Origin of the sequence: Neptuniibacter sp. 1_MG-2023 (assembly GCF_030547185.1) — a bacterium.
GTDB lineage: Bacteria > Pseudomonadota > Gammaproteobacteria > Pseudomonadales > Balneatricaceae > Neptuniibacter.
Map to the genome: position 1 here is coordinate 96,604 of NZ_JAUOQR010000003.1, position 22,872 is coordinate 119,475.

General features: G+C 43.3%; 16 protein-coding genes. 13 read left to right on the forward strand and 3 right to left on the reverse strand.

What is annotated here, in order from left to right; genetic code table 11:
- Window positions 1-115: 115 nt before the first annotated feature.
- The gene (locus tag Q4492_RS05015) at window positions 116-2,311 is read right to left on the reverse strand and encodes a primosomal protein N' (RefSeq protein WP_303416170.1); all 2,196 of its coding nucleotides are present in this window, start codon (window positions 2,309-2,311) and stop codon (window positions 116-118) included.
- A 167-nt stretch (window positions 2,312-2,478) separates the two neighbouring features.
- On the opposite strand from Q4492_RS05015, the gene rpmE reads away from it, so the two are divergent.
- Both rpmE and Q4492_RS05025 read left to right on the forward strand, forming a co-directional pair.
- The gene (gene rpmE, locus Q4492_RS05020; RefSeq protein ID WP_067863299.1) at window positions 2,479-2,694 is read left to right on the forward strand and encodes a 50S ribosomal protein L31; all 216 of its coding nucleotides are present in this window, start codon (window positions 2,479-2,481) and stop codon (window positions 2,692-2,694) included.
- A gap of 335 nt (window positions 2,695-3,029) precedes the next feature.
- Complete coding sequence (locus tag Q4492_RS05025; protein WP_303416171.1) at window positions 3,030-4,277, forward strand: malic enzyme-like NAD(P)-binding protein; 1,248 nt, start codon at window positions 3,030-3,032, stop codon at window positions 4,275-4,277.
- Between the two features lie 77 nt (window positions 4,278-4,354).
- On the opposite strand, the gene Q4492_RS05030 is transcribed toward Q4492_RS05025, so the two are convergent.
- A complete protein-coding gene (locus Q4492_RS05030; protein WP_303416172.1) occupies window positions 4,355-6,706 on the reverse strand; it encodes a penicillin-binding protein 1A in 2,352 nt (783 codons plus the stop codon).
- A 162-nt stretch (window positions 6,707-6,868) separates the two neighbouring features.
- Between Q4492_RS05030 and pilM the strand changes: the two genes are divergently transcribed.
- The 10 genes from pilM to Q4492_RS05080 all read left to right on the forward strand — a co-directional run bounded on the left by pilM (window position 6,869) and on the right by Q4492_RS05080 (window position 21,166).
- Window positions 6,869-7,930 carry a type IV pilus assembly protein PilM gene (pilM, locus tag Q4492_RS05035; RefSeq protein WP_303416173.1) on the forward strand — a complete coding sequence of 354 codons (1,062 nt, stop codon included), beginning with the start codon at window positions 6,869-6,871 and terminating at the stop codon, window positions 7,928-7,930.
- Between the two features lie 6 nt (window positions 7,931-7,936).
- Entirely contained in the window at window positions 7,937-8,488 is a 552-nt protein-coding gene (locus Q4492_RS05040; protein WP_303416174.1) for a PilN domain-containing protein, read from the forward strand.
- A complete protein-coding gene (locus Q4492_RS05045) occupies window positions 8,488-9,084 on the forward strand; it encodes a type 4a pilus biogenesis protein PilO (protein WP_303416176.1) in 597 nt (198 codons plus the stop codon). Before Q4492_RS05040 ends, Q4492_RS05045 begins: the two co-directional genes overlap by 1 nt.
- A gap of 10 nt (window positions 9,085-9,094) precedes the next feature.
- Window positions 9,095-9,655 (forward strand): pilus assembly protein PilP, encoded by a 561-nt coding sequence (locus Q4492_RS05050; RefSeq protein ID WP_303416177.1) that lies wholly within the window; start codon window positions 9,095-9,097, stop codon window positions 9,653-9,655.
- Between the two features lie 11 nt (window positions 9,656-9,666).
- Window positions 9,667-11,769 (forward strand): type IV pilus secretin PilQ, encoded by a 2,103-nt coding sequence (pilQ, locus tag Q4492_RS05055; protein WP_303416178.1) that lies wholly within the window; start codon window positions 9,667-9,669, stop codon window positions 11,767-11,769.
- 6 nt (window positions 11,770-11,775) lie between these two features.
- Window positions 11,776-12,309: a shikimate kinase AroK gene (aroK, locus tag Q4492_RS05060; RefSeq protein WP_303416179.1), complete on the forward strand. Its 534-nt coding sequence runs from the start codon at window positions 11,776-11,778 to the stop codon at window positions 12,307-12,309.
- 12 nt (window positions 12,310-12,321) lie between these two features.
- Complete coding sequence (gene aroB / locus Q4492_RS05065; RefSeq protein ID WP_303416180.1) at window positions 12,322-13,416, forward strand: 3-dehydroquinate synthase; 1,095 nt, start codon at window positions 12,322-12,324, stop codon at window positions 13,414-13,416.
- Between the two features lie 41 nt (window positions 13,417-13,457).
- Window positions 13,458-15,020 (forward strand): AAA family ATPase, encoded by a 1,563-nt coding sequence (locus tag Q4492_RS05070; RefSeq protein WP_303416181.1) that lies wholly within the window; start codon window positions 13,458-13,460, stop codon window positions 15,018-15,020.
- A 191-nt stretch (window positions 15,021-15,211) separates the two neighbouring features.
- Entirely contained in the window at window positions 15,212-19,663 is a 4,452-nt protein-coding gene (gltB, locus tag Q4492_RS05075; RefSeq protein ID WP_303416182.1) for a glutamate synthase large subunit, read from the forward strand.
- Between the two features lie 81 nt (window positions 19,664-19,744).
- Complete coding sequence (locus Q4492_RS05080) at window positions 19,745-21,166, forward strand: FAD-dependent oxidoreductase (RefSeq protein ID WP_303416183.1); 1,422 nt, start codon at window positions 19,745-19,747, stop codon at window positions 21,164-21,166.
- A gap of 46 nt (window positions 21,167-21,212) precedes the next feature.
- Here the strand turns inward: Q4492_RS05080 and Q4492_RS05085 are convergent, their stop codons facing one another.
- Window positions 21,213-21,665, reverse strand: a complete 453-nt coding sequence (locus Q4492_RS05085) for a hypothetical protein (RefSeq protein WP_303416184.1) — start codon at window positions 21,663-21,665, stop codon at window positions 21,213-21,215.
- Between the two features lie 99 nt (window positions 21,666-21,764).
- Here Q4492_RS05085 and hemE point away from each other — a divergent pair, with 99 nt between their 5' ends.
- A complete protein-coding gene (hemE, locus tag Q4492_RS05090) occupies window positions 21,765-22,832 on the forward strand; it encodes a uroporphyrinogen decarboxylase (RefSeq protein ID WP_303416185.1) in 1,068 nt (355 codons plus the stop codon).
- Window positions 22,833-22,872 lie beyond the last annotated feature (40 nt).

Sequence of the window (22,872 nt, forward strand, 5' to 3'; positions counted from 1 at the left end):
TTTTAGCAAGGGTATTATACGCTTGCGGCTACCATCATCGAAGTTAGGCCTCTGAAGAACCGCGTATTATCCCTGTAAATCAGAATTTTGTTAAGAGGTAGAAGGGTTCTTTGGTTTAAAAAGTATCTGCAGGATCTACATCTATAGACCAACGGACCTTTCTGGACTCTTTGTTTTGCTCTAAATACCAGCACAAGTTAGCCAAAAGCTGGTGGAGTACTTTTCTGTTTTCAGCATAGATCATAAGCTGTGCACGGTGCATGCCTGCTCGTTTTTCCATAGGTGAAGGGAATGGGCCTATCCAGTGAACGTTTTCAGGGAGGAGAAGGTCGTCTTCTAGTTGTTGTCTTAGCGCGGCTAAAAATGATTCTGCTCGATACTGCGTTGTTGTTTCTGCGCGAAGCAAAGCATAGTGAGTATAAGGTGGAAGTTTTGCGGCTTTGCGGTTGTGAAGTTCTTCGAGTGCAAAGGCGCTGTAACCATGCTCGACAAGCGTTTGCAAAATAGGGTGGTCGGCATGATAGGTTTGCATTAAAACTGTGCCAGGGTCTTCAGCTCTGCCTGCACGTCCAGCTACTTGGAGTATGAGTTGTGCGGTTCTTTCCATGCCTCGAAAATCAGAACTAAAAAGTCCGCTATCGGCATTGATAATTGCAACTAATGTTACTTTTGGAAAGTGGTGGCCTTTAGCGAGCATTTGCGTGCCGACAAGGATGCATGGATCGCCGGAGTTAACTTTGTCCATAATGTCATGCATGGCATTTTTTCGTTGAGTACTATCTCTGTCAACACGAATAACGGGGAAATCTGGAAAGAGTTTCTGTAATGCTTGCTCGCTACGCTCAGTGCCTACGCCTACTGGTTGTAATTGATCGCTATTACACTCGGGGCAAACGCGTGGGATGCCTTGTTGTTTATCACAATGATGGCAGTGAAGGTGTGGCGGCTCTCGGTGTAATGTCATATGGGCGTCGCAGCGACTACAGTCAGCTATCCAGCCACAGTCGTTACAGCTTAAGGTGGGAGAATAGCCGCGGCGATTTAAGAATACGAGCACTTGAGTGCCGTTATTTAAATGTTGGCCGATTGCGCTAATTAATTGTGTTGAAAGCCCTTCGCTTAATTTCTCTTGGCGTATATCTAATAGTTTAAAAGTAGGTGCTAGCGATGTACCTGCGCGCTGTGTCATTTTTAACCATTGGTAACGGCCTTCTTTTGCATTATGTAGCGACTCTAAGGAGGGGGTCGCGCTACCTAAAACGATAGGAGTATCTTCTGCGCGAGCACGCATTACTGCTAGATCTCTAGCTGAATAGCGAAAGCCATCTTGTTGTTTAAATGAGGCATCGTGCTCTTCGTCAATAATGATAATACCCGGGTTTTTTAGTGGCGTGAAAATAGCGGAGCGTGTCCCTATAACTATTTTTGCGACGCCTTCTCTTGCTTGTAGCCAGGCGTCGAGTCTTTGTCGGTCGGAAAGGTTTGAGTGTAGAACCGCCATAGGTAGATTGAATCGCTGCTTAAAGCGCATAACAGTCTGCGGGGTTAGACCTATTTCAGGTACCAATACTAGGGCCTGCTTACCTTCGTTAAGGGTCTTTTCAATTGCTTGTAGATAAACTTCTGTTTTACCTGAGCCGGTAACACCTTCGATTAAGCTAGCGGTAAAACCGGATCGCTTGTTGATCTGAGTTAGGGCGGATTGCTGCTCTCCATTTAGTGTTAGTGGTGCTTCATGTAAAACTTGTTCGTGATGTGATTTGTGGGGACGATGGAAAGACTCCGCCAGTTTTTTGTCTTCAAGGGAACGTAGTGTATTGAGATTCCCGCCTTCAGCTTTGATTGCGTCTAGGCTAATGCCTGAAGGGTGTTCCTTAAGTAGCTTAAGTAATTCGATCTGACGGACTGCGTTGGCTTTTAAAGTGTTAATCTGCGCATCAGAGGTGGCTCGCCAAAGTAATTCGTGTTGATATTCGCAGGCTTGCCCTTTTCTTAGTAATACCGGCAGTGCTTGTTGTAAGGCATCACCCTCGGGGTGTTGGTAATAAGATGCGGCCCAGCGCGCTAGTTTGAAAAGATGGGCGGGAAGGGGTGGGGTTTCGTCTAATATTTTTTTTGCGCGCTTTAGTTTGCTTATCTCAAACTGTGTTTCGGTGGTTGTCTCAACTAAAATACCAATTAAGTCGCGGTTGCCAAAAGGGACGAGTACTCTTAGCCCAGGCTCGAATGAGGTTTGTTCGGATCCTGCGGGAGGCAGATAATCAAACAGTTTGCGGAGTGGGCTAGGTATGGCAAGGCGTAATATGATCATAATTGTTTATCGTTGCTCACTTTTTAAACGCTTTTAAGTTGATAAGCTGTATCTGCATGCGTATAATCCGCCGCCTACTTAACGTACCGGTGATTTTCGCTGGTAGTTTAAATCAATGCGGTGCTTGGCAGAAGATCAAGTGGCGGCATGAATACATGAGGTTTACCATGAAAGCGGATATCCATCCTAATTACGTTGAAATTTCTGCTACTTGTTCTTGCGGAAATGTTATTAAAACCAAGTCTACTCTTGGTAAAGACCTTCACTTAGATGTTTGTTCTTCTTGTCACCCGTTCTACACAGGCAAGCAGAAAGAAGCAACTTCTGGTGGTCGTATCGATCGCTTCAACAAGCGTTTCGGTGCTCGCGGCGTGAAAAAATAAGCTGCATAGTCTACGAGAATTCTAAAAAAGGCGCTTCCGTTATGGGGCGCCTTTTTTGTTGCCCTTAATTTGGTTTTTGATTGTTTATAATCTTGTTTGGCGCTTAAGTTTAGTCGCTGCTGTGGTGGCGGCTATTGGATAAAGAGATCTCATTTATTCCACTATCTTTACTTATTATGGCGCGTGATGCTTGATCATAAGTCGCATATTGAGTTTAGTACTTTAGGTTTGGCTGAGTGAAAAAAGATCAATAGAGTCGCCCCTAAGGTTGTTCGATACAGGGGTTTTCTATATAGTTCGGGGTTCGAATTTTTAACTAGATTGGAACAGCAGCTATGTCTGATGATATGAAACAAGCAGCTCTTGATTACCATGAGTTTCCACGTCCAGGTAAGATCAGCGTTGAGCTATCTACACCAGCTGAGTCTCAGCTTGATCTTTCTTTGGCATATAGCCCAGGTGTAGCTGAGCCGGTTCGTGAAATCGCAAAAGACCCTGAAAATGCATACCGTTATACGGCTAAAGGTAATTTGGTAGCGGTTATTACAAACGGTTCAGCGATTCTAGGTCTTGGTGATCTAGGTCCGCTAGCGTCTAAGCCTGTAATGGAAGGTAAATCATTACTCTTTAAACGTTTTGCCGGTATAGATTCTATTGATATTGAAGTTGATGCAGAAAGCCCGCAGGCGTTTATTGATACAGTTGCCCGTATTGCAGAAACTTTTGGTGGTATTAATCTAGAAGATATTAAAGCGCCTGAATGTTTTGAAATAGAGCGTGCGCTTATTGAGCGTTGTAATATCCCAGTTTTCCATGATGATCAGCACGGTACAGCGATTGTTACGGCTGCAGGCATGATCACAGCATTGGAAATTGCGGGTAAAACTCTTGAGGAAGCTCAGATTGTTTGTCTAGGCGCGGGTGCGGCAGCGAATGCCTGCATGAAGCTACTTGTAAGCATGGGCGCTAAGATCGAAAATATCTTTATGATTGACCGTACGGGTGTTATCCACTCTGGTCGTGAAAATCTAACGCCAGAAAAAGCAGCGTTTGCTTCAGAAACAGATAAGCGCACTTTAGATGATGCTATTGATGGTGCAGATGTGTTTGTTGGTCTATCTGGACCAAATCTACTTTCTGCTGAACAGCTTGCTAAAATGGCGGCTAATCCTGTTGTATTTGCTTGTGCAAACCCTGATCCTGAAATTCGCCCAGAGCTTGCTCATGCAACGCGTGATGATGTGATTATGGCGACAGGTCGTTCTGATTACCCTAACCAAGTTAATAATGTAATCGGCTTCCCGTTCATTTTCCGTGGTGCTTTAGATGTTCGTGCATCAGCGATTAATGAAGAGATGAAAGCTGCTGCAGTTCGTGCGTTAGTTGATTTAACAAAACAGCCTGTTCCGCAGGATGTGTTGGATGCATATGGATTAGATTCGTTGGAACTTGGTCCTGAATATATCATCCCTAAAGCAACAGATTCTCGTTTGTTGGGTGCTGTATCTACAGCAGTTGCTCAGGCGGCAATTGATTCTGGTGTTGCGCGCTTACCTTTACCTGATAACTACCCACTTTCTTAAGTTTGGTTGTTAGGCATAAAAAAAACCGGCGTATGCCGGTTTTTTTTATGCCTAAATTTTTGATAATAAGATTAGATTTAGAAAAGTTCTTCAGTTGAGTTTGTTCTTTTTATGCTCGCAGGGGCTGCATAGTTGGATGGAACGTTTTCTTTGCGAAAGAACTCATAGATTGCGTCGCTCTGGCCCGGGTAAGCACGTTTCCCGCTTTTAGGGTCTATCTTCACGCTAACAATGCCTTCCGGTGGTGTAGGTGGGTTTTCAGGCGTGTCTTTAAGAGCTTCGCGCATAAAATCGATCCATATAGGTAATGCGGCCGTCCCGCCAAACTCTCTTCTGCCTAATGTTTTTGGTTGGTCAAACCCTACCCATGCTGTTGCGATGTAGTCTTGGTTGAAGCCTGAGAACCATGCGTCTTTTTGATCGTTGGTTGTGCCTGTTTTTCCTGCAATGTCTCGACGGTCAAGTACTAATGCCTTTCTTCCTGTCCCTCTACGAATAACATCTTGTAAGATGCTGTAAATAAGGAAAGTCACTTTTTCGTCATATATTCTAGGTGCTAGTTGTTGAAGGTTCTCGGTATCTACGCAGCTGTTGCACGCTATTTTTGGTTGGGCTGTAAAAAGGTTTTCACCGAAGGCATCTTCAATGCGTTCGATGAAGAAAGGTTCAACCTTGAAACCGCCGTTTGCGAAAGCGGCGTAGCCTGTTGCTAAGGTAAGTGGTGTAACGTCGGCGCTGCCTAAGGATAGCGAAAGGTTATTAGGCAGTTTGCTTCGGTCAAAGCCGGCAAGCTCCAGATAGTCTTGTGCTGTGGGGATGCCTATAGCTCGTAATAATCTAATGGATACTAAGTTTCTAGATTTGTAGAGTGCTTGGCGAAGGCGTGTAGGGCCATAAAACTTCCTGCTTGAGTTTTGAGGTCTCCAGTTTCCTTCGAGTGATGTGTCATGGAAAACAATGGGAGCGTCATTTATGAGTGAGGCGGGAGAGTAACCTTTATTAAGCGCTGCAGCATAAATGAATGGTTTGAAGTTGGATCCTGGTTGCCGTACGGCTTGGGTGCTGCGATTGAATTTATTATGTGTGAAGTTGAAGCCGCCAACAAGGGATAGTATGGCCCCTGTTTTTGGGTTAAGGGCAACTAATGAACCTTGTACTTTCGGTATTTGTGAAAGGTGAAGTTTTCCTTCTTTGTCCCTTACTCGGATTAGATCACCTATTTTCAAAATATCTGTTGCTGCTTTTGGGGTTTTGCCTGTGCGATTAACGTTTTTATAAGGTTTTGCCCATGACATGCCTTCCCATTCTAAGGTGGCTGTTTGGTTGTTTTTTAGAAGTAGCTCAGCGCTTTTTTCGGAAACATTAAGTACTAGCGCTGGTTTGAGTACGCCGTAGCTAATAACCTTGTTTAAGCGTTTTTGTAAGGTTTCTTGTGGTTCTGTAGTGTCCCAGTTGTCTTCTGCGCCGAAATAACCATGCCTTTCTGAATAAGCAATTAAACCATTTGAGACGGCATCGTTTGCTGTGGTTTGAAGATTGCTCTGTAGTGTTGTATATACTACGTAGCCGTCAGTATAGAGCGATTCGCCGTATTGTTCGTAGAGTTGTTGTCTAACCATCTCTGCTACATAGAAGGCTCTAAGCTCGATGTCGCTTGTGTGATACTTTGCGCTAACAGGTTCGTTTGTCGCATTTTCCAATTGCTGATCGTTAATGAAGCTTAAGGAGTGCATGCGTCTAAGAATCCAGTTTCTGCGTTCAATTGCTCTATCTGAATTTGTAATTGGATTGTATGCGGATGGTGCTTTAGGTAGGCCTGCTATCATTGCGTGTTGAGCAAGGCTCAAGTTTTTGATGTCGGTGCCGTAATATACATTAGCCGCTGCTTGGATACCGTACGAACGATGTCCTAGATAAATTTTATTAATATAGAGTTCGAGGATTTCTTCTTTAGATAGTTCTTGCTCTATTCGGAGTGCTAGCAAGATCTCCATGAATTTTCGGCTAAATGTACGTTCGCGAGTAAGGAAGAAGTTTTTAGCGACTTGCATTGTTATTGTTGAGCCACCGCTTTGGATATGGCCGGTGGTTGCTAATTGAAAGGCTGCACGAAAAAGGCCTTTTATGTCGATGCCGTGGTGGTCAAAGAAACGACTGTCTTCTGCTGCGGTGAGGGCTTGGACAAATTGAGGTGGAATTTCCTCGAATGTAATGGGTGTTCTACGTTTTTCGCCAAACTCTGCAATGAGTTTTTGATCCTGAGAATATATACGTAAGGGGGTCTGAAAACGTATATCTCGTAATGTTTCGACATTCGGGAGTTGCGGCGAGTAATAATAATAGGCGCCCGCAGCGGATATTAGTCCGATGAGGAAACAAAAAATACCTAATTTAAACAAAAGTTTGAAAAGCGAAAACATAGGTGACATGCTAATCTGATAATTGAGGGTTTTAGTAAAGGTCTATTATATAGACAGCTTACCACTTTGCTCTAGCGTATATTGAATTTTAATTTGTTTTAATACGGGTTAGAGTTAGGTAATAGAGTAGTAAACACACATTAACGCAGTATTAAGTTAGGGAATATATTTGTGTTTGGCTTATTGGGGAATAAATCGGGAAGCTTAGTAGGGCTAGATATAGGCTCTTCTTCGGTTAAGCTAGTTGCCTTGTCTAAGAGTGGACAGAGCTATTCGTTGGAAGCTTATGCTGTGGTGTCTTTGCCTCCTACTGCCGTCATTGATGGGAATATTCAAGACGTAGGGGAGGTTGCCTCTACGATTGAAAAAGCAATCAAGGTTGCTGGAGGGAGGATGTCCTCGGCGATTGCTGCCGTACCCGCCTCTGCAGTAATCACTAAACGTATAGAAATGAGCAATGCCTTTTCTGAATTTGAATTGGAAGATCAAATAAAAGTAGAGGCAGACCAGTTTATTCCTTATTCTTTAGATGAGGTTGCCTTGGACTTTGAGGTGCAAGGGCCTGTTGAGAATAATGATAATCTAAATCGAGTGCTGCTTGTTGCTTGTCGTAAAAGTGATGTAGAGCAGCGTGAAGATGCGATTAATAGCGCGGGTCTGCAGTGCCAAGTGGTTGATGTAGATACGTACGCAGTCGAGCGCACATTTCCTCTGATCTCTTCTGAACAAAGGAGCACCGATTACCTGATCGGTGTTGTTGATATTGGTGCGGCAACCTTAACCTTGAATGTTTTCAAGGGGAAAGAGATTGTTTATAGCCGAGAGCAAGCCTTTGGCGGCAATGATCTTACGAACTCTATTCATCAGCAATATGGGATGAGTATCGAAGAAGTTGAGCAGTCATTGCGCCTTAATGATCTGTCACCTGAAATTAATGAGATGGTTGTCCTCCCCTTTAGAGGTACAGTTGCACAGCAAGTATCTCGATCATTGCAGTTTTTCTATTCTTCTGGTGCGCATAGTGAGCTATCCGCGCTTTACCTCTCAGGCGGTACCGCGACGATTGATGGGCTTGCGGATCAATTATCCGAAGAATTGGGTATAACAACTAAAATGGCTAATCCTTTCGTCTCAATGGCTGTTAATTCGAGAGTTAATCGATCTAGACTTGAACGGGATGCGCCTTCGTTAGTGAAAGCGTGTGGGTTAGCGATGCGTGGATTTGAGGGTTAGGGACAGATGGCAACTATCAATTTAAGACCCTGGCGTGAAGAGCGCGCTGAAGAAAGAAAGAAAAACTTCCTGATGAACCTGTTAGGAGCAGCATTATTTGCTGGCCTTATAGTGTTTGCGGTCGGTTACTATTTTGACTTTATGAAAGATCGTCAAAATGACCGAAATGATTATTTAAAAACTGAAACGAAAAAACTTGATCGTGATTTGGCAGCCATTAAAGAATTAAAGGAAAAGAGGGCGAAACTGCTTGAGCGCCTTACTGCAATTCAAGAGTTACAAGGTTCAAGGCCCCTTATTGTTAGAAACTTTGATGAGTTGGTGCGTGTAATGCCGGATGGTCTTTACTACTCATCTTTGTCGCGTAAAGCTAACAATGTGGTGATAGCTGGTTTGGCTCAAGATAACTTAGATGTATCGACGTTGATGAGGAATTTGGATACATCGATTTGGTTTGGTGAACCCAATCTTAGTGGGGTTGGTAAAGGTAAGGAGAGTTTGAATACGTTTAATCTTTCTGTGCCTGTTACTAAACCTAAAGCGGATGAGGCTAATTAATGAGTGCGTTAAGGAATGCGTTTAAAGGATTTGATCCTAATGATATGGACTTCAATGCGGCGGGTAACTGGCCTATAGGCGTTAAGATTGTCTGTTATCTAATTGTATTGGTAGCTATCTGTGCTGCAGGCTGGCATTTTTATATTACAGATAAACAAAGTGCTTTGAAGAAAGAGATATCTAAAGAGCAAGGTTTGAAGGCCGTTTATAAAGAAAAGGCTTTTCAAGTGGCTAATCTCGATGCTCTTCGAAAACAGATGGAAGATGTAGAGGAAAAGTTTAGCGAACTAAAAAAACAGCTCCCTACAGAGAAAGAAGTGCCAGGACTTTTAGATGATATTACCAACCTAGGCACGGATAGTGGTTTGGATATTGGGTCGATCAAGCTTGCGGCAGAGTCAAAAAAAGAGTTTTACATTGAGCTGCCTATAAATATTAATGTTTCCGGTTCTTACCATCAGTTAGGGCAGTTTGTAAGTGGAATCGCTGGTTTGCCACGTATCGTGACTCTGCATGACTACACAATAAAACCCTCAAGCGGTAAGGTTTCTATGCAGATTAGTGCTAAGACTTATCGTTATGATGAAACTAAGTAAGGGGGTAGGGATGACTCATCATAGTAGGATTATTATCTTGCCACTATTGTTTTCTTTGCTTACAGGGTGTGTTGAGTGGGTTGAAGATACAAGTGATTTAAAGGAATTTATTGTTAAGGCGCAAGCTAGACCTGCCGGTTCAATTAAACCCCTTCCGGAATTTAAGCCTTACCATAGTTTTGTGTATAAAGGTGCGTCTATGAGAGAGCCTTTTGTGCCTCTGATTCCGTTATCTGTTAGTGATAATGTGGATGAAGAGGTCAATGCAGAACCAGATAATGGGATTAAGCCTGATGAGGCAAGAGATAAAGATTATCTTGAATCTTTTGCTTTGGATCAGTTGGATATGGTCGGAACAATCAATCAAAAAGCGGATAATACGCTATGGGCTTTAGTTCGAGATCCTAATTCCGAGATTCATCGGGTTACGGTCGGTAGTTATATGGGTTTGAATTTTGGCGAAATTGTTTCGCTAGATGAACGTAAAATAGAGTTAGTTGAAATTGTAACGAATGGGCGTGGTGGTTGGATGAAACGATCACGAAACCTTGCCTTGGCTGAGCAGGAATAAGGGATATTATTGTGAAAATTTGGGTCCCCATGATGACTAAAGTACGTGTGTATACGAATCTCCGTTGGTTGAGCATAGCTTTGGTCAGTCTTTTATTGTCGGAGTGGGCGGCAGCAGACGTTTTAATGAAAAATGCTAACTTTGTAGCCCTGCCAGGAGGGAAAGTAGAAATTCGTTTTGACTTCGATTCTGCACCACCTTCTCCGCAAGCTTATATGATCAATCAACCCGCTCGTATAGTGATGGATTTATGGGGTGTTGAAAGTGATTTAACAAGCCGTTCTCTGGATGTGAAAACAGGTCAAGTAGATGGTATTAGCTTTGCTCAGACGGAAGGTCGGTTAAGAATTGTTGCTAATCTTTATGAACCCTCAAGTTATAAGACCTTCTCAGAAGGTAATAGCTTGTTTGTCGTTGTTCAAAGTAATAACTCAGGGCTTCCTTCAACGTCAGAAACATCAGAAAATGTAGTATCGAAATCATCTGATTCTGGAAGTACTACAGCGTTTGTCGATGCCCGTTCTAAAGTACAAGGTATGGACTTTGAACGAGTTGAAGGTGGTGTTGGTCGAGTCACCATTACCATGTCTGATGATAAGGCTGGTGTCGATATTCAGGAAGAGGGTAATAATGTTGTCGTTAACTTGGTGGGCGCCGATCTGTCACGAGCGCTGGAGCAGCGGGTTGATGTACAAGATTTTGTGACGCCGGTTATGTTTATCGATTCGATGGCTAATGGTGGCAATACAAGTATTTTGATTAAACCAAGTGCCGAGCCTTATGAATATTTAGCTTATCAAACAGATAACCAATTGATTCTTGATTTTAAACCGTTAAGCCAAGCGGAAAAAGATGAAAGAACTAAAGAGTTATTTGAGTTTACCGGTGAGCAGATAGATCTTAATTTCCAAAATGTGGAGTTACGTTCTGTTCTGCAGATTATTGCTGAAGTTGCCGAGTTGAACTTGGTGGTGAGCGATAGTGTTGGCGGTAATATCACTTTGCGCCTTAAAAATGTTCCTTGGGATCAAGCACTTGATATTGTTTTGAAAACAGAGGGACTTGATCAGCGTACAGTAGGTAATGTATTGCTTATTGCACCTGCCGATGAGATTGCGCAGAGAGAAAAGGCAGAGCTGGAGAGTTCGCAGCAAGTTGAGCAGCTTGCACCCTTACGCACTGAATTTATACAAGTGGATTATCGCAAAGCATCTGAAATGATGGGTACGATTCAGGGGGCTAAGCTTGTTTCTGAGCGTGGTTTTATCATGGCTGATGATGAAACCAATGTTCTGATGGTGAGAGAAACATCCAATGCAATTCAAGAGATTCGTGAAACTTTGCATCGTTTTGATGTGGAAGTGGAGCAGGTCTTGATTGAAGCGCGCCTTGTTAATGCTACCTCAAATGTAACTAAAGACTTAGGTATTAAATGGGGATTCGGCTATAACGATGTGGATAACGGTAAAGGCTGGATTGTCAGCCAAGATCAGAGTTCTATCGATTTCTCTAGTACATCTCCAACCAGTGGTTTGAACGTGGATCTGGGTGCTACAGCTACTAATGTTGGGCAGATAGCAATTGGTTTTGCGCCAGGTGCAAGTACACTGATCGGACTAGAGTTGAGTGCATTAGAAGCTGATGGTAAAGCGGAGATTGTTTCTCAGCCTAAAATCCTAACGACTAATGGTAAGAAAGCTTTAATTCAGTCGGGTTCCGAGATTCCTTATCAGACAGTTGAGGATGGGGAAGTTAGTATTGAATTTAAAGATGTAGTGCTTAGTTTGGATGTGACGCCGCGTATTAATCCGGGTGATCGTATCGCAATGGAACTACTAATTAAACAAGATTCTATAGGTCAAGTTTTGGCCAATGGTGAGTTGAGTATTGATAATAATGAACTGCAGACAACAGTGGTTGTGCCTGATGGGCAAACGATTGTTCTTGGCGGTGTGTTTAAGCATGAAACGAGTGATAGTGTTAACAAGGTTCCATTACTTGGTGATCTGCCTATTATGGGCGCACTATTTAGGAATAAAGAGAGCACTTCTGAGAAAACAGAATTATTGATTTTTATTACACCGAAGTTGGTGCGTAATTCCTTATCTCAGTAGTTATGGTTGTGTGAATTGAATATATTTTTGATTGGGCCTATGGGTGCTGGGAAAAGCACCATAGGTCGTTTGTTATCCCAAGAATTAAAGCTTGAGTTTGTTGATTCTGATCGTGAGATTGAGAAACGAGCGGGTGCTGATATACCTTGGATCTTTGATGTCGAAGGCGAGTCGGGCTTTAGGGACAGAGAGGAGGGAGTGATTGAAGCGCTCTCTCTGCGTAAGGATATTGTTTTGTCTACGGGCGGGGGAGCTGTTCTAAGGCCTGAGAATAGAACAATGTTGCAAGCTAATGGTACCGTAGTGTACTTGGAAACATCGGTCGAACAGCAGTTGGATCGAACGTCTAGGGATAAGAATCGTCCTTTGTTGCAGACGGAAAACCCACAAGCTGTTTTGGAAGAGTTAATGTCTATTCGGCATCCTTTATATCTTGATACAGCCGATATTGTTGTAGTTACAGATAAACGTCATCCTAAAACAGTTGTTACAGAAATTATTAGGCAGTTAAAGGCCAAGTCTCCTCTCGAAGTAGAGTAATAAGTAGGTAGTATGCAAACGTTGAAAGTAGACCTAGGGGAGCGTAGCTACCCTATTTTTATTGGCCAAGGGTTGTTAGATAAGGGCCTGATGGTGCCTTATATTTCTGGTAAACAAGTTTTAATTGTTACTAATGAAACTATAGCGCCTTTGTATCTTGAGCGACTTAAAGCGACTTTGAATAAAAAGTTTCAAGTTGATGAAGTGATATTGCCGGATGGAGAGCAGTATAAAAACTTAGAACAGATAAATAGTATTTTTACGGCCCTGCTTGATAAACGGCACAATCGGACAACAACTTTGATTGCGTTAGGTGGTGGGGTGATTGGTGATATGACAGGGTTTGCTGCTGCATGCTATCAGCGAGGCGTTGATTTTATTCAGGTTCCCACAACGCTTTTGTCGCAAGTCGATTCTTCTGTTGGTGGTAAAACGGGCGTCAATCATCCCCAAGGGAAAAACATGATTGGTGCGTTTCATCAGCCTCAATGTGTCGTTATAGATACAGATGTACTAAATACTCTGCCTGAGAAAGAGCTTTCCGCTGGAATGGCAGAAGTTATCAAATACGGTCTTATCTATGACGAAGCTTTTTTATGCTATTTGGAAGACCATATTGATGGTTTGATGGGATTGCAATCGGACCTTCTTGAGCAAGCAATATTACGTTCTTGTGAGATAAAGGCTGAAGTTGTTGCTCTGGATGAGCGAGAAGAGGGAATTCGCGCTTTACTTAATTTAGGCCATACCTTTGGGCATGCTATCGAGGCTGATCAAGGTTATGGTGAATGGTTGCACGGTGAAGCAGTCGGTGCCGGTACTATGATGGCTGCTGATATGTCTTTCCGTTTAGGAAATATTTCAGCTACTGATGTGGCTCGAGTGAAGGCTATTTTGGAGGCGGCAAATCTTCCTTTATACCCACCTGAGGCAATGACGCCGGAACGTTTTGTGGAGCTTATGGGTGTCGATAAAAAAGTTATTGATGGCAGTATTCGCTTAGTGCTCCTAAAAGAAATCGGTAAGGCTGTAGTGACCTCCGATTTTTCTTCTTCCATTTTGTTGGAAACGTTAAGTGCTGGAAAAAAATTAGCAACGTGTTGCTAGTCTGAATTAGGCGCTAATGCCATGGGTTTCGAACGGGTAAAATGAAGAAAAATATATATTTTGAGCCGTCCAGTCGTCTTCAATTATTAGATAAATTGAAGCATTTTATTCGTTTTTCTGACTTTCTTTTGCTTGTTTCAGGTGAGCATGGTGCTGGTAAGAGTACATTGCTTGCCCAGTTAAAGCCGAATGCAGAAGACAGTACCTTATATTATTGTTCTATTCGCCCCGAGGTTGAGTTAGGTGAGCAGCAACTACTAGCATTGTTAATGCAGCAATTTCCTTCGCATGAGCAAAGTGGAGCTAGCTTTGCTGATCAATTAAGTGCCTTTCATCTCCAATTAAAATCTATACAAGCTGCGGGTCAGAAATGCCTGATTACTGTTGATGATGCAGAATATTTGTCAGAAGGGGCACTGGCGTTATTGTTGAATTTACATGCTGCTGATGCGCAAGTGTTGCTTGTATCGAATAATGATTTTGTAGATAAATTATTTACCAGCAGTGATGTTAAACACCTTGAGGGGCGAATTCATCATCTTAAGATAGAACGTATGACTGTTGCGGAAACAGCAGAATATATTGAATTATGTCACCCGGCTGTTTCGACTTTATCGGAAAAGAAAAAAAATGAACTAATTAAGTTATCGGAAGGGATGCCTGGAAGGGTAGAAACGTTATTGGCTGGGGGCAAGGTATCCTTGTCTTCTCTGCCTGCTCAGCGATCATCCTTTCCGCTGCCTGCTTTGCATATGTTGGGCGTTGGAGTGCTTTTAATTGCTATTGTTGCTGTCTCCTTATGGCAGTTTTTGCCAGAAAGCACAGAAACTCCGTCTGAGGTAGTGACTGATGAGCGGGTTTCGGTTCCTCTTTCTCTTGCTGTTACAGCGTCAGTTGAAGGTGAAAAGGCTGATATAGTTTCTGTAGAACCTACTGCGGACGCTAGAGATGAGTTGATAGAGCAAGTACCTGCCGTTACTGATACGCAAGTCGTTGAAGCGGATATTCCTATATCTGCTGTTAAAAGCGATCTAGCTCTCCGTTTACAACAGCAAGAAGAAAAACTTAATAATGAAAATGTGATTGTGGTAGAAGCAAAACCGTCTCCATCGGAGGTTAAGCCAACCCCGCTGGAAGAGGAGTTAAGAGCTGTAGTGAAGCAAAATAGTCCTTCTGCTAAAAATGCTACTGTTGCAGTGAAGGAGCAATCTCCTTCGCTATCTTCGGCACCAGAAAAGAAAACTGTGTCGGCTGTGCCCCCGAAGAAAGAGCTAGCGCCACAAAATAAAGTGGCAGCTATTGCGCCCAGTGAGAACGTTCTTCTCTCTTGGGAATCATCTGGCTATACCTTGCAAATGACGGGAGCAAGATCAAAACAGAGCGCTTTGGAGTTTATTGCCGCCCAGTCTGATCCTAGCAAATTTCACCATTTTGAGACTATTTATAAGGGCTTGCCCTGGCATGTGGTTGTTTATGGGCAATATCCTAACCGTGATATTGCTAATGCTGCTATCCGAAAACTACCTAAAACGCTGCAAAATGTGAAACCTTGGGCAAGAAGTGTACAAGGTGTTCAACTTGATATAAGAAAGAAAAAATCCTAATGAAACAATAAGATATACTTGGTTTTACACCTGTTTTTAGTGATTTAATCCTCCCTCGCTGCTGTTTGGAATTTGTTCCGAACAGACTTCGCGTGTAGAATAGCTGTCCCTTTTTGCTGACTGGCGTATATATTGCAGCAGAAAGATTATTAAGACATTGATTTCGAAGTATTTTTAAGTGGGAATGGCTTATGAGCAAAGCTCTTTATTGCCCCGGTGAATTTAAAGATAACTGCGGTTTTGGCCTTATGGCACACATGCAGGGTCAAGCTAGTCACGATTTGCTAGATAAAGCAATCGAAGCGCTTGCCTGCATGACGCACCGTGGGGGTATAGCTGCAGATGGTAAGACAGGTGACGGTTGTGGCCTGTTGATGCAGAAACCTGATAGCTTCTTGCGCACAGTCGCACAGGAAGAGTTAGGCACCGAACTAGGCGAATTTTATGCAGTGGGCATGGTGTTTTTACCGCGCGAAGCTGCCAAAGCAGAAGCTGCACGTGTTGCAGTTAATACTGCTATTACTAATGAAGGTCTAGGTGTTGCAGGTTGGCGAGTGGTGCCAACGGATGACTCATGCCTTGGCCCTATAGCAAAAGATACTCTTCCTCTTATCGAGCAGGTTTTTATTACTGCTGGAAGCAAGAGCGAAAGGGAGCTTGCTATTAGTTTGTTTATTGCTCGCCGTAAATCTGAAATTGCTATGGCGGCAGATGAAGATTTTTACATCTGTAGTTTCTCTGACAAAGTTATCTCCTATAAAGGATTAACTATGCCGGTGGATCTGCCTGTGTTTTATCAGGATCTAGCAGATCCTCGACTAGAAACAGCGGTATGTACTTATCATCAACGCTTTTCTACAAATACAGCACCTCGCTGGCCTTTGGCGCAGCCATTCCGATTCTTGGCACATAACGGTGAAATCAACACAGTTGAAGGTAACCGTAACTGGGCGAAGGCGCGTGCAAGTAAGTTTGCAACCGATCTATTGCCTAACTTGGATGAGCTACAACCGATTGTAAATACGACCGGTTCAGATTCATCAAGTATGGATAATATGCTGGAATTCTTGTTGGTTGGCGGTATGGATATTTATCGTGCTGTACGCATGATAGTGCCGCCTGCGTGGCAGAATGTTGAAACAATGGATGCTGATTTACGAGCGTTCTATGATTTCAACTCTATGCATATGGAACCTTGGGATGGCCCTGCCGGCATGGTAATGACCGATGGTCGCTTTGCCGTCTGTATGTTGGACCGTAATGGTTTACGTCCATCTCGTTGGGTAATGACTAAGCAAGGTTACATCTGTACAGCATCAGAAATAGGTGTGTTCAGCTATAAGCCTGAAGATATTGTGGCTCAAGGTCGTGTAGGACCAGGCCAAATTCTGGCGATTGATACGGCAACTGGCGATGTTTTACATACGCAAGACGTAGATAACCGTCTGAAAGCTGCGAAACCCTATAAAACTTGGTTGAAAGAGAATGCGCTACGTCTAGAGCAGACGATGAACTTAGATGAAGAGTCTAAATCATTTGTAGAGATGTCTGCAGATGAAGTGAAGACTCACATGAAAATGTTCCAAGTGACATTTGAAGAGCGTGAACAGATTTTGCGCCCATTGGGCGAAAGCGGAATGGAAGCGATAGGTTCTATGGGTGACGACAAGCCGATGGCTGTACTGTCCCATAGAGTACGCTCTGTCTATGATTATTTCCGTCAACAGTTTGCTCAAGTAACCAATCCACCGATCGACCCTCTTCGTGAAGCGATTGTTATGTCTCTAGAGACATGTATTGGTGCTGAGCGAAACGTATTTGAAGAAACGCCAGAACATGCACATCGTGTAATTTTAACGACCCCTGTTTTGTCGGCCAGTAAATTTAATCGTTTGCGCGATAACAATGAGCCAGGCTTTGACGTTATTCAAATCGATCTGAATTATGATCCTGAGAAAATTTCTTTAAAAGAAGCGATTGAAGGGATTGCAGATAAAGCGGAACAAAGTGTACGTGATGGTAAAGTTATTCTGATCCTCACGGATGCTAATATTACACGCGGTCTTTTGCCTGTTCATGCTGCGTTAGCTACAGGCGCTGTACACCATCGTTTGGTCGACAAAGGTTTACGTTGCGACGCTAACCTTGTGATTGAAAGTGGTACAGTACGTGATCCGCATCATTTTGCTGTTTTGTTTGGCTTTGGTGCGACCGCTGTTTATCCGTACCTTGCGTATCGTGTGTTGAATGACTTGTGTTCTACTGGAGAGATTCAGATGGAAACCCTGCATTCCCATGAAAATTACCGCAAAGGTATCAATAAAGGCTTAATGAAGATCCTTTCTAAGATGGGTATCTCAACGGTAGCATCTTACCGCGGTGCTCAGTTGTTTGAAGCGATTGGTTTAAGCTCGGAAATTGTTAGTTTATGTTTCAAAGGCGTAACAAGCCGTATTGAAGGTGCTCGTTTTGAGGACTTCCAATTTGAGCAAGGCTTATTAGCTAAAGAAGCATGGACTGCGCGTAAGCCTATTCAGGCTGGCGGGTTGTTGAAGTATAAACATGATGGTGAGTATCACGCATACAATCCTGATGTAGTTCGTACTATCCATGAAGCTGTTCAGACGGGTAATCCAGAAGCGTACCAGCGTTATGCTGAGCTAGTTAATAACCGTGGTTATGCAACTTTGCGTGATATGTTGGGGCTGCGTAAAGATGTGCAGTCTATCTCCATTGATGAAGTTGAGCCGATAGAGAATATCTTTAAACGCTTTGACTCGGCAGCAATGTCTCTAGGTGCGCTATCCCCAGAAGCTCATGAAGCTTTAGCTGTTGCCATGAACGAATTAGGTGGCCGCTCTAACTCTGGTGAAGGTGGTGAAGATCCTGCTCGTCACGGCACCATGAAGCGCTCTAAAATTAAACAGGTTGCTTCAGGGCGTTTCGGCGTTACACCTGAGTATCTGTCGAATGCTGAAGTACTACAGATTAAAGTTGCTCAAGGTGCAAAACCGGGTGAAGGTGGACAATTACCAGGTGGTAAGGTCAACGATCTTATTGCTCGCCTACGTTTCTCCGTACCGGGTGTTACTCTAATTTCACCACCGCCTCATCACGATATTTATTCTATCGAAGATTTGGCTCAGTTGATTTTTGATCTGAAACAGGTGAATCCAGAAGCATTAGTTTCTGTGAAGCTAGTATCACGCCCAGGTGTTGGTACTATCGCATGCGGTGTAGCTAAAGCTTATGCCGATCTGATCACTATCTCTGGTTATGACGGCGGTACAGCGGCATCTCCTATTACCTCTATCCATTATGCTGGTTCTCCTTGGGAGTTAGGTTTAGCGGATGCGCATCAATCGCTTCGTGGAAACCAGCTGCGCGGTAAGATTCGTCTACAAACCGATGGTGGTCTTAAGACGGGTCTAGATGTAATTAAAGGTGCCATATTAGGTGCTGAAAGCTTTGGCTTTGGTACTATGCCGATGGTTGCTCTAGGTTGTAAATACCTTCGTATTTGTCATTTAAATAACTGTGCGACCGGTGTGGCAACCCAGAATGAAAAGCTACGTGAAGATTACTTCCGTGGCACCGTTGAAATGGTTAAAAACTTCTTTAGGTTTGTTGCAGAAGAAACCCGTCAACTTATGGCTCAACTTGGTGTTCGCACTATGGAAGAGCTTGTTGGTCGAGTGGATCTTTTGGAAACCTTGGAAGGTGATACGCCACGTCAGAAGAACTTAGATCTAAGTCCTATTTTGGCTTCAGCTGGCGATGAGTTCCCGAACACTTGCCAAGTTGAGCGTAATGAGCCTTACGATACTGCCCAGTTGAATAATCAGATGATTGAGTTAACTCAGTCAGCTATCGATTTGAAACAAGGTGGTGAATGGACGCTAACGATTACCAACTGCGATCGCTCTGTCGGTGCTCGTACATCGGGTGCTATTGCTAAGAAACATGGCAATCTTGGTATGTCTGATAAGCCAATGACCTTTAACTTTAAAGGACATGCGGGACAGTCTTTCGGTGTATGGAATGCCGGTGGCCAGAACTTGTACCTTGAAGGTGATGCTAACGATTATGTTGGTAAAGGTATGGCGGGCGGCAAGATTGTTATCCGCCCATTTGCTGAAGTGACCTTTAAATCAAATGAAACTGCCATTATGGGTAACACCTGTTTATACGGTGCGACGGGCGGTAAATTATTTGCTGCAGGTCAAGCCGGTGAACGTTTTGGTGTTCGTAACTCTGGTGTTCATGCGGTTGTTGAAGGTGCGGGCGACCACTGTTGTGAATATATGACAGGCGGTTTAGTCACAGTTCTTGGTGCAACGGGGTATAACTTCGGTGCAGGTATGACTGGTGGTTTTGCGTATGTATTGGATGTCGATAATAACTTTGTGGATAAGTATAACCATGAGTTAGTTGAGATTCAGCGCATCCATACTGAAAGTATGGAAGCATATAAAAATCATCTACGTTCAGTCATTATTGAATTTACCAAAGAAACTGGCAGTGCTTGGGGTCGAGAGATTGTTGATAATCTTGATGACTATATTGGTCGATTCTGGTTGGTTAAACCGAAAGCGGCTAGTTTAAATGATTTACTGACTAGTATTCGTACACGCCCAGAATAAGTGCTACGTACCATTTGGTATATGAAGAATAATCTGCAATCTCCTAATTTATTGGGAGGTTGCTTTTAAGAGGTGAGGATTATGGCTGGCCGTTTAAATAACGATTTTCAGTTCCTCGATGTAGGCCGTAAAGGGCCTCAGAAAATTGATGCTGATGTGCGTAAAGAAGGATTCGGTGAAATATACGAGCCTTTTGATAAACCCGATGCATCAGAACAGTCGCATCGATGCTTAGAGTGCGGTAACCCGTATTGCTCATGGAAGTGTCCAGTACACAACCATATTCCTGATTGGTTAAAGCTGATTTCGGAAGGAAACATTATTGAGGCGGCTGAACTTAGCCACCAAACAAACTCATTACCTGAAGTGTGTGGTCGAGTTTGTCCTCAGGATCGTTTATGTGAAGGGGCTTGTACTCTTAATGATGGTTTTGGTGCGGTAACTATTGGCTCGGTTGAAAAATATATTACAGACACCGCTTTTGCGATGGGCTGGAAACCTGATATGTCTAAGGTTTCAGCGACTGATAAAAAAGTGGCAGTTATTGGTGCAGGTCCTGCGGGCCTTGCAGCGGCGGATATACTTGCACGTAATGGCGTGAAAGCTGTTGTCTTTGACCGCAATCCAGAGATTGGCGGCTTGTTAACATTTGGTATTCCAGAGTTTAAGCTGGAAAAAAATGTTATGTCTCGTCGCCGCGAAATCTTTACTGAAATGGGTATTGAGTTCCAGTTAAATACCGAAGTTGGTAAAGATGTACTTATGCAAGACCTTGTCGATCAATATGATGCGGTTTTCCTAGGTATGGGTACTTATACCTACATGAAAGGTGGTTTTCCAGGTGAAGAGTTGGAGGGTGTTTACGATGCACTTCCATTTTTGATCTCTAATGTTAATCACTGTTTGGGTTTTGAGAAAGATCCTGCCGACTTTATCGATCTTAAAGATAAGAAGGTTGTAGTGTTAGGTGGTGGTGATACAGCGATGGACTGTAACCGTACCTCTATCCGTCAAGGTGCAGAATCTGTTATCTGTGCTTATCGTCGTGATGAAGCAAACATGCCTGGCTCTAAACGCGAAGTTGAGAATGCGCGAGAAGAAGGGGTTCAATTTCAGTTTAACCGTCAACCTATAGAGGTTGTTGGTGAAAACGGTAAAGTGACCGGCATTAAAGTTGTTAGCACTCAGATGGGTGAGCCGGATGAAAATGGCCGCCGTCGTGCTGAGGTGGTACCTGGATCTGAGGAAGTTATTCCAACCGATGCGGTCTTGGTGGCTTTTGGCTTCCGCCCAAGTCCTGCACCTTGGTTTGCTGACTTTGGTATAGATCTGCATGAAGATGGTCGGGTTAAGGCACCTGAGCAGCATGCATACCCATTCCAAACTACCAACGAAAAGGTATTCGCGGGTGGTGATATGGTACGTGGATCTGATCTAGTTGTGACGGCGATTGCGGAAGGTCGTAAAGCGGCTGAAGGAATCTTAGATTATTTAGAAGTGTAAGCTTTTAGATTATCTTGAAAAAAGGCCGCATTCGCGGCCTTTTTTATTACAAGTATTTATCAGCATTGACTATTTTTTGGTGAATAGACATTAAGAACTTATTAATAGCGACCTCTTCGCCTTCCGGTGTATTAGGGTAAGAGCCGCGAATGAGTTCCCTATTCTCACGTAAGATAGATAGTTGGTAAGCGTCTTCCTCATTATCTGTATTGATTTTACTGATAATAATTAGCCCCTTATTTGATGGGCTAGCCTTATTGATAGTCTGTACATTATTGGCACCATACATTTTCAGACGATCTTTTAGCTTAAGGTTAAAGCTATTAACTTGTTGTTTCTGAGAGGTACTGGAGGTTGAAGTTGTTAACCAAACTATTTCGTGTGTGAAAACGGCCAAAGGTTGAGGTGTCAGCGGCAGCTCTTTTACTGAATGGCTTTGGCAGCCAGTCAATATGCCTAAGAGCAGTAAAAAATAAAGTGGTGATTTAATCTGTATCATCAGTTATTAAAATTGTTTATACATTTGCAGGTAATTCCTGTCAGAAATCGTTAGAATATCGGCCAATTCGAATTTACAAGATATAAGTGGCTGACACAAATGGCTGAACTCAAAAATGATCGTTTTTTACGTGCTCTTCTTAATGAACCTGTAGATGCAACACCAGTATGGATGATGCGTCAGGCGGGACGTTACCTCCCAGAATATAGAGAAACGCGTGCTAAAGCAGGTGATTTCTTAAGCCTTTGCAAAAATAAAGAGCTTGCTTGTGAAGTAACTATTCAGCCATTAGAGCGTTATGATCTTGATGCCGCAATTCTTTTCTCTGACATTTTAACGATCCCGGACGCAATGGGATTGGGACTTTACTTTGAAGTAGGTGAAGGTCCACGGTTTAAGAAAATCGTTCGTACAGAAAAAGATGTTGCAGACCTACCGGTACCTGATGCTGCAACAGACCTTGATTATGTGATGAATGCAGTGAAAGAGATTCGTCGTGAGTTAAACGGGCGTGTTCCACTGATCGGCTTTTCTGGTAGCCCATGGACTTTAGCCACATACATGGTTGAAGGTGGTTCTAGTAAAGATTTTCGCCACGTTAAACAGATGATGTATGCAACACCTGAAGTTATGCATGCTCTTTTGGATAAGTTAGCTCAATCTGTCACTGCATACTTGAATGAGCAGATTCGTTCTGGTGCGCAAGCCGTACAGATATTTGATACTTGGGGTGGCGCATTAAGTGGTCCTTGCTACCAAGAATTTTCGTTAAAGTACATGAAGCAGATTGTTGATGGTTTGATTCGTGAACATGATGGACGCAAAGTACCGGTTATTCTGTTTACTAAAAATGGTGGGCAGTGGCTTGAAGTAATGGCGGAAACCGGTGCGGATGCCTTAGGTTTGGATTGGACGACAGATATTGGCAATGCACGCGCTCGAGTGGGCGATAAAGTTGCGCTGCAAGGAAATATGGATCCAAGTGTCTTATATGCACCGGCAAGCCGTATCGAGCAAGAGGTTGAATTTATTTTAGGCCAGTATGGTAATGGGTCTGGGCATGTATTTAACCTTGGCCATGGTATTCACCAGTTTGTTGACCCGACACAGCCAAAGGCGTTTGTTGATGCGGTGCATGAGTTAAGTGCTAAGTATCATCAATCATAATGAACATTTTAAAAGGGCTGCGGCCCTTTTTTATTATTAG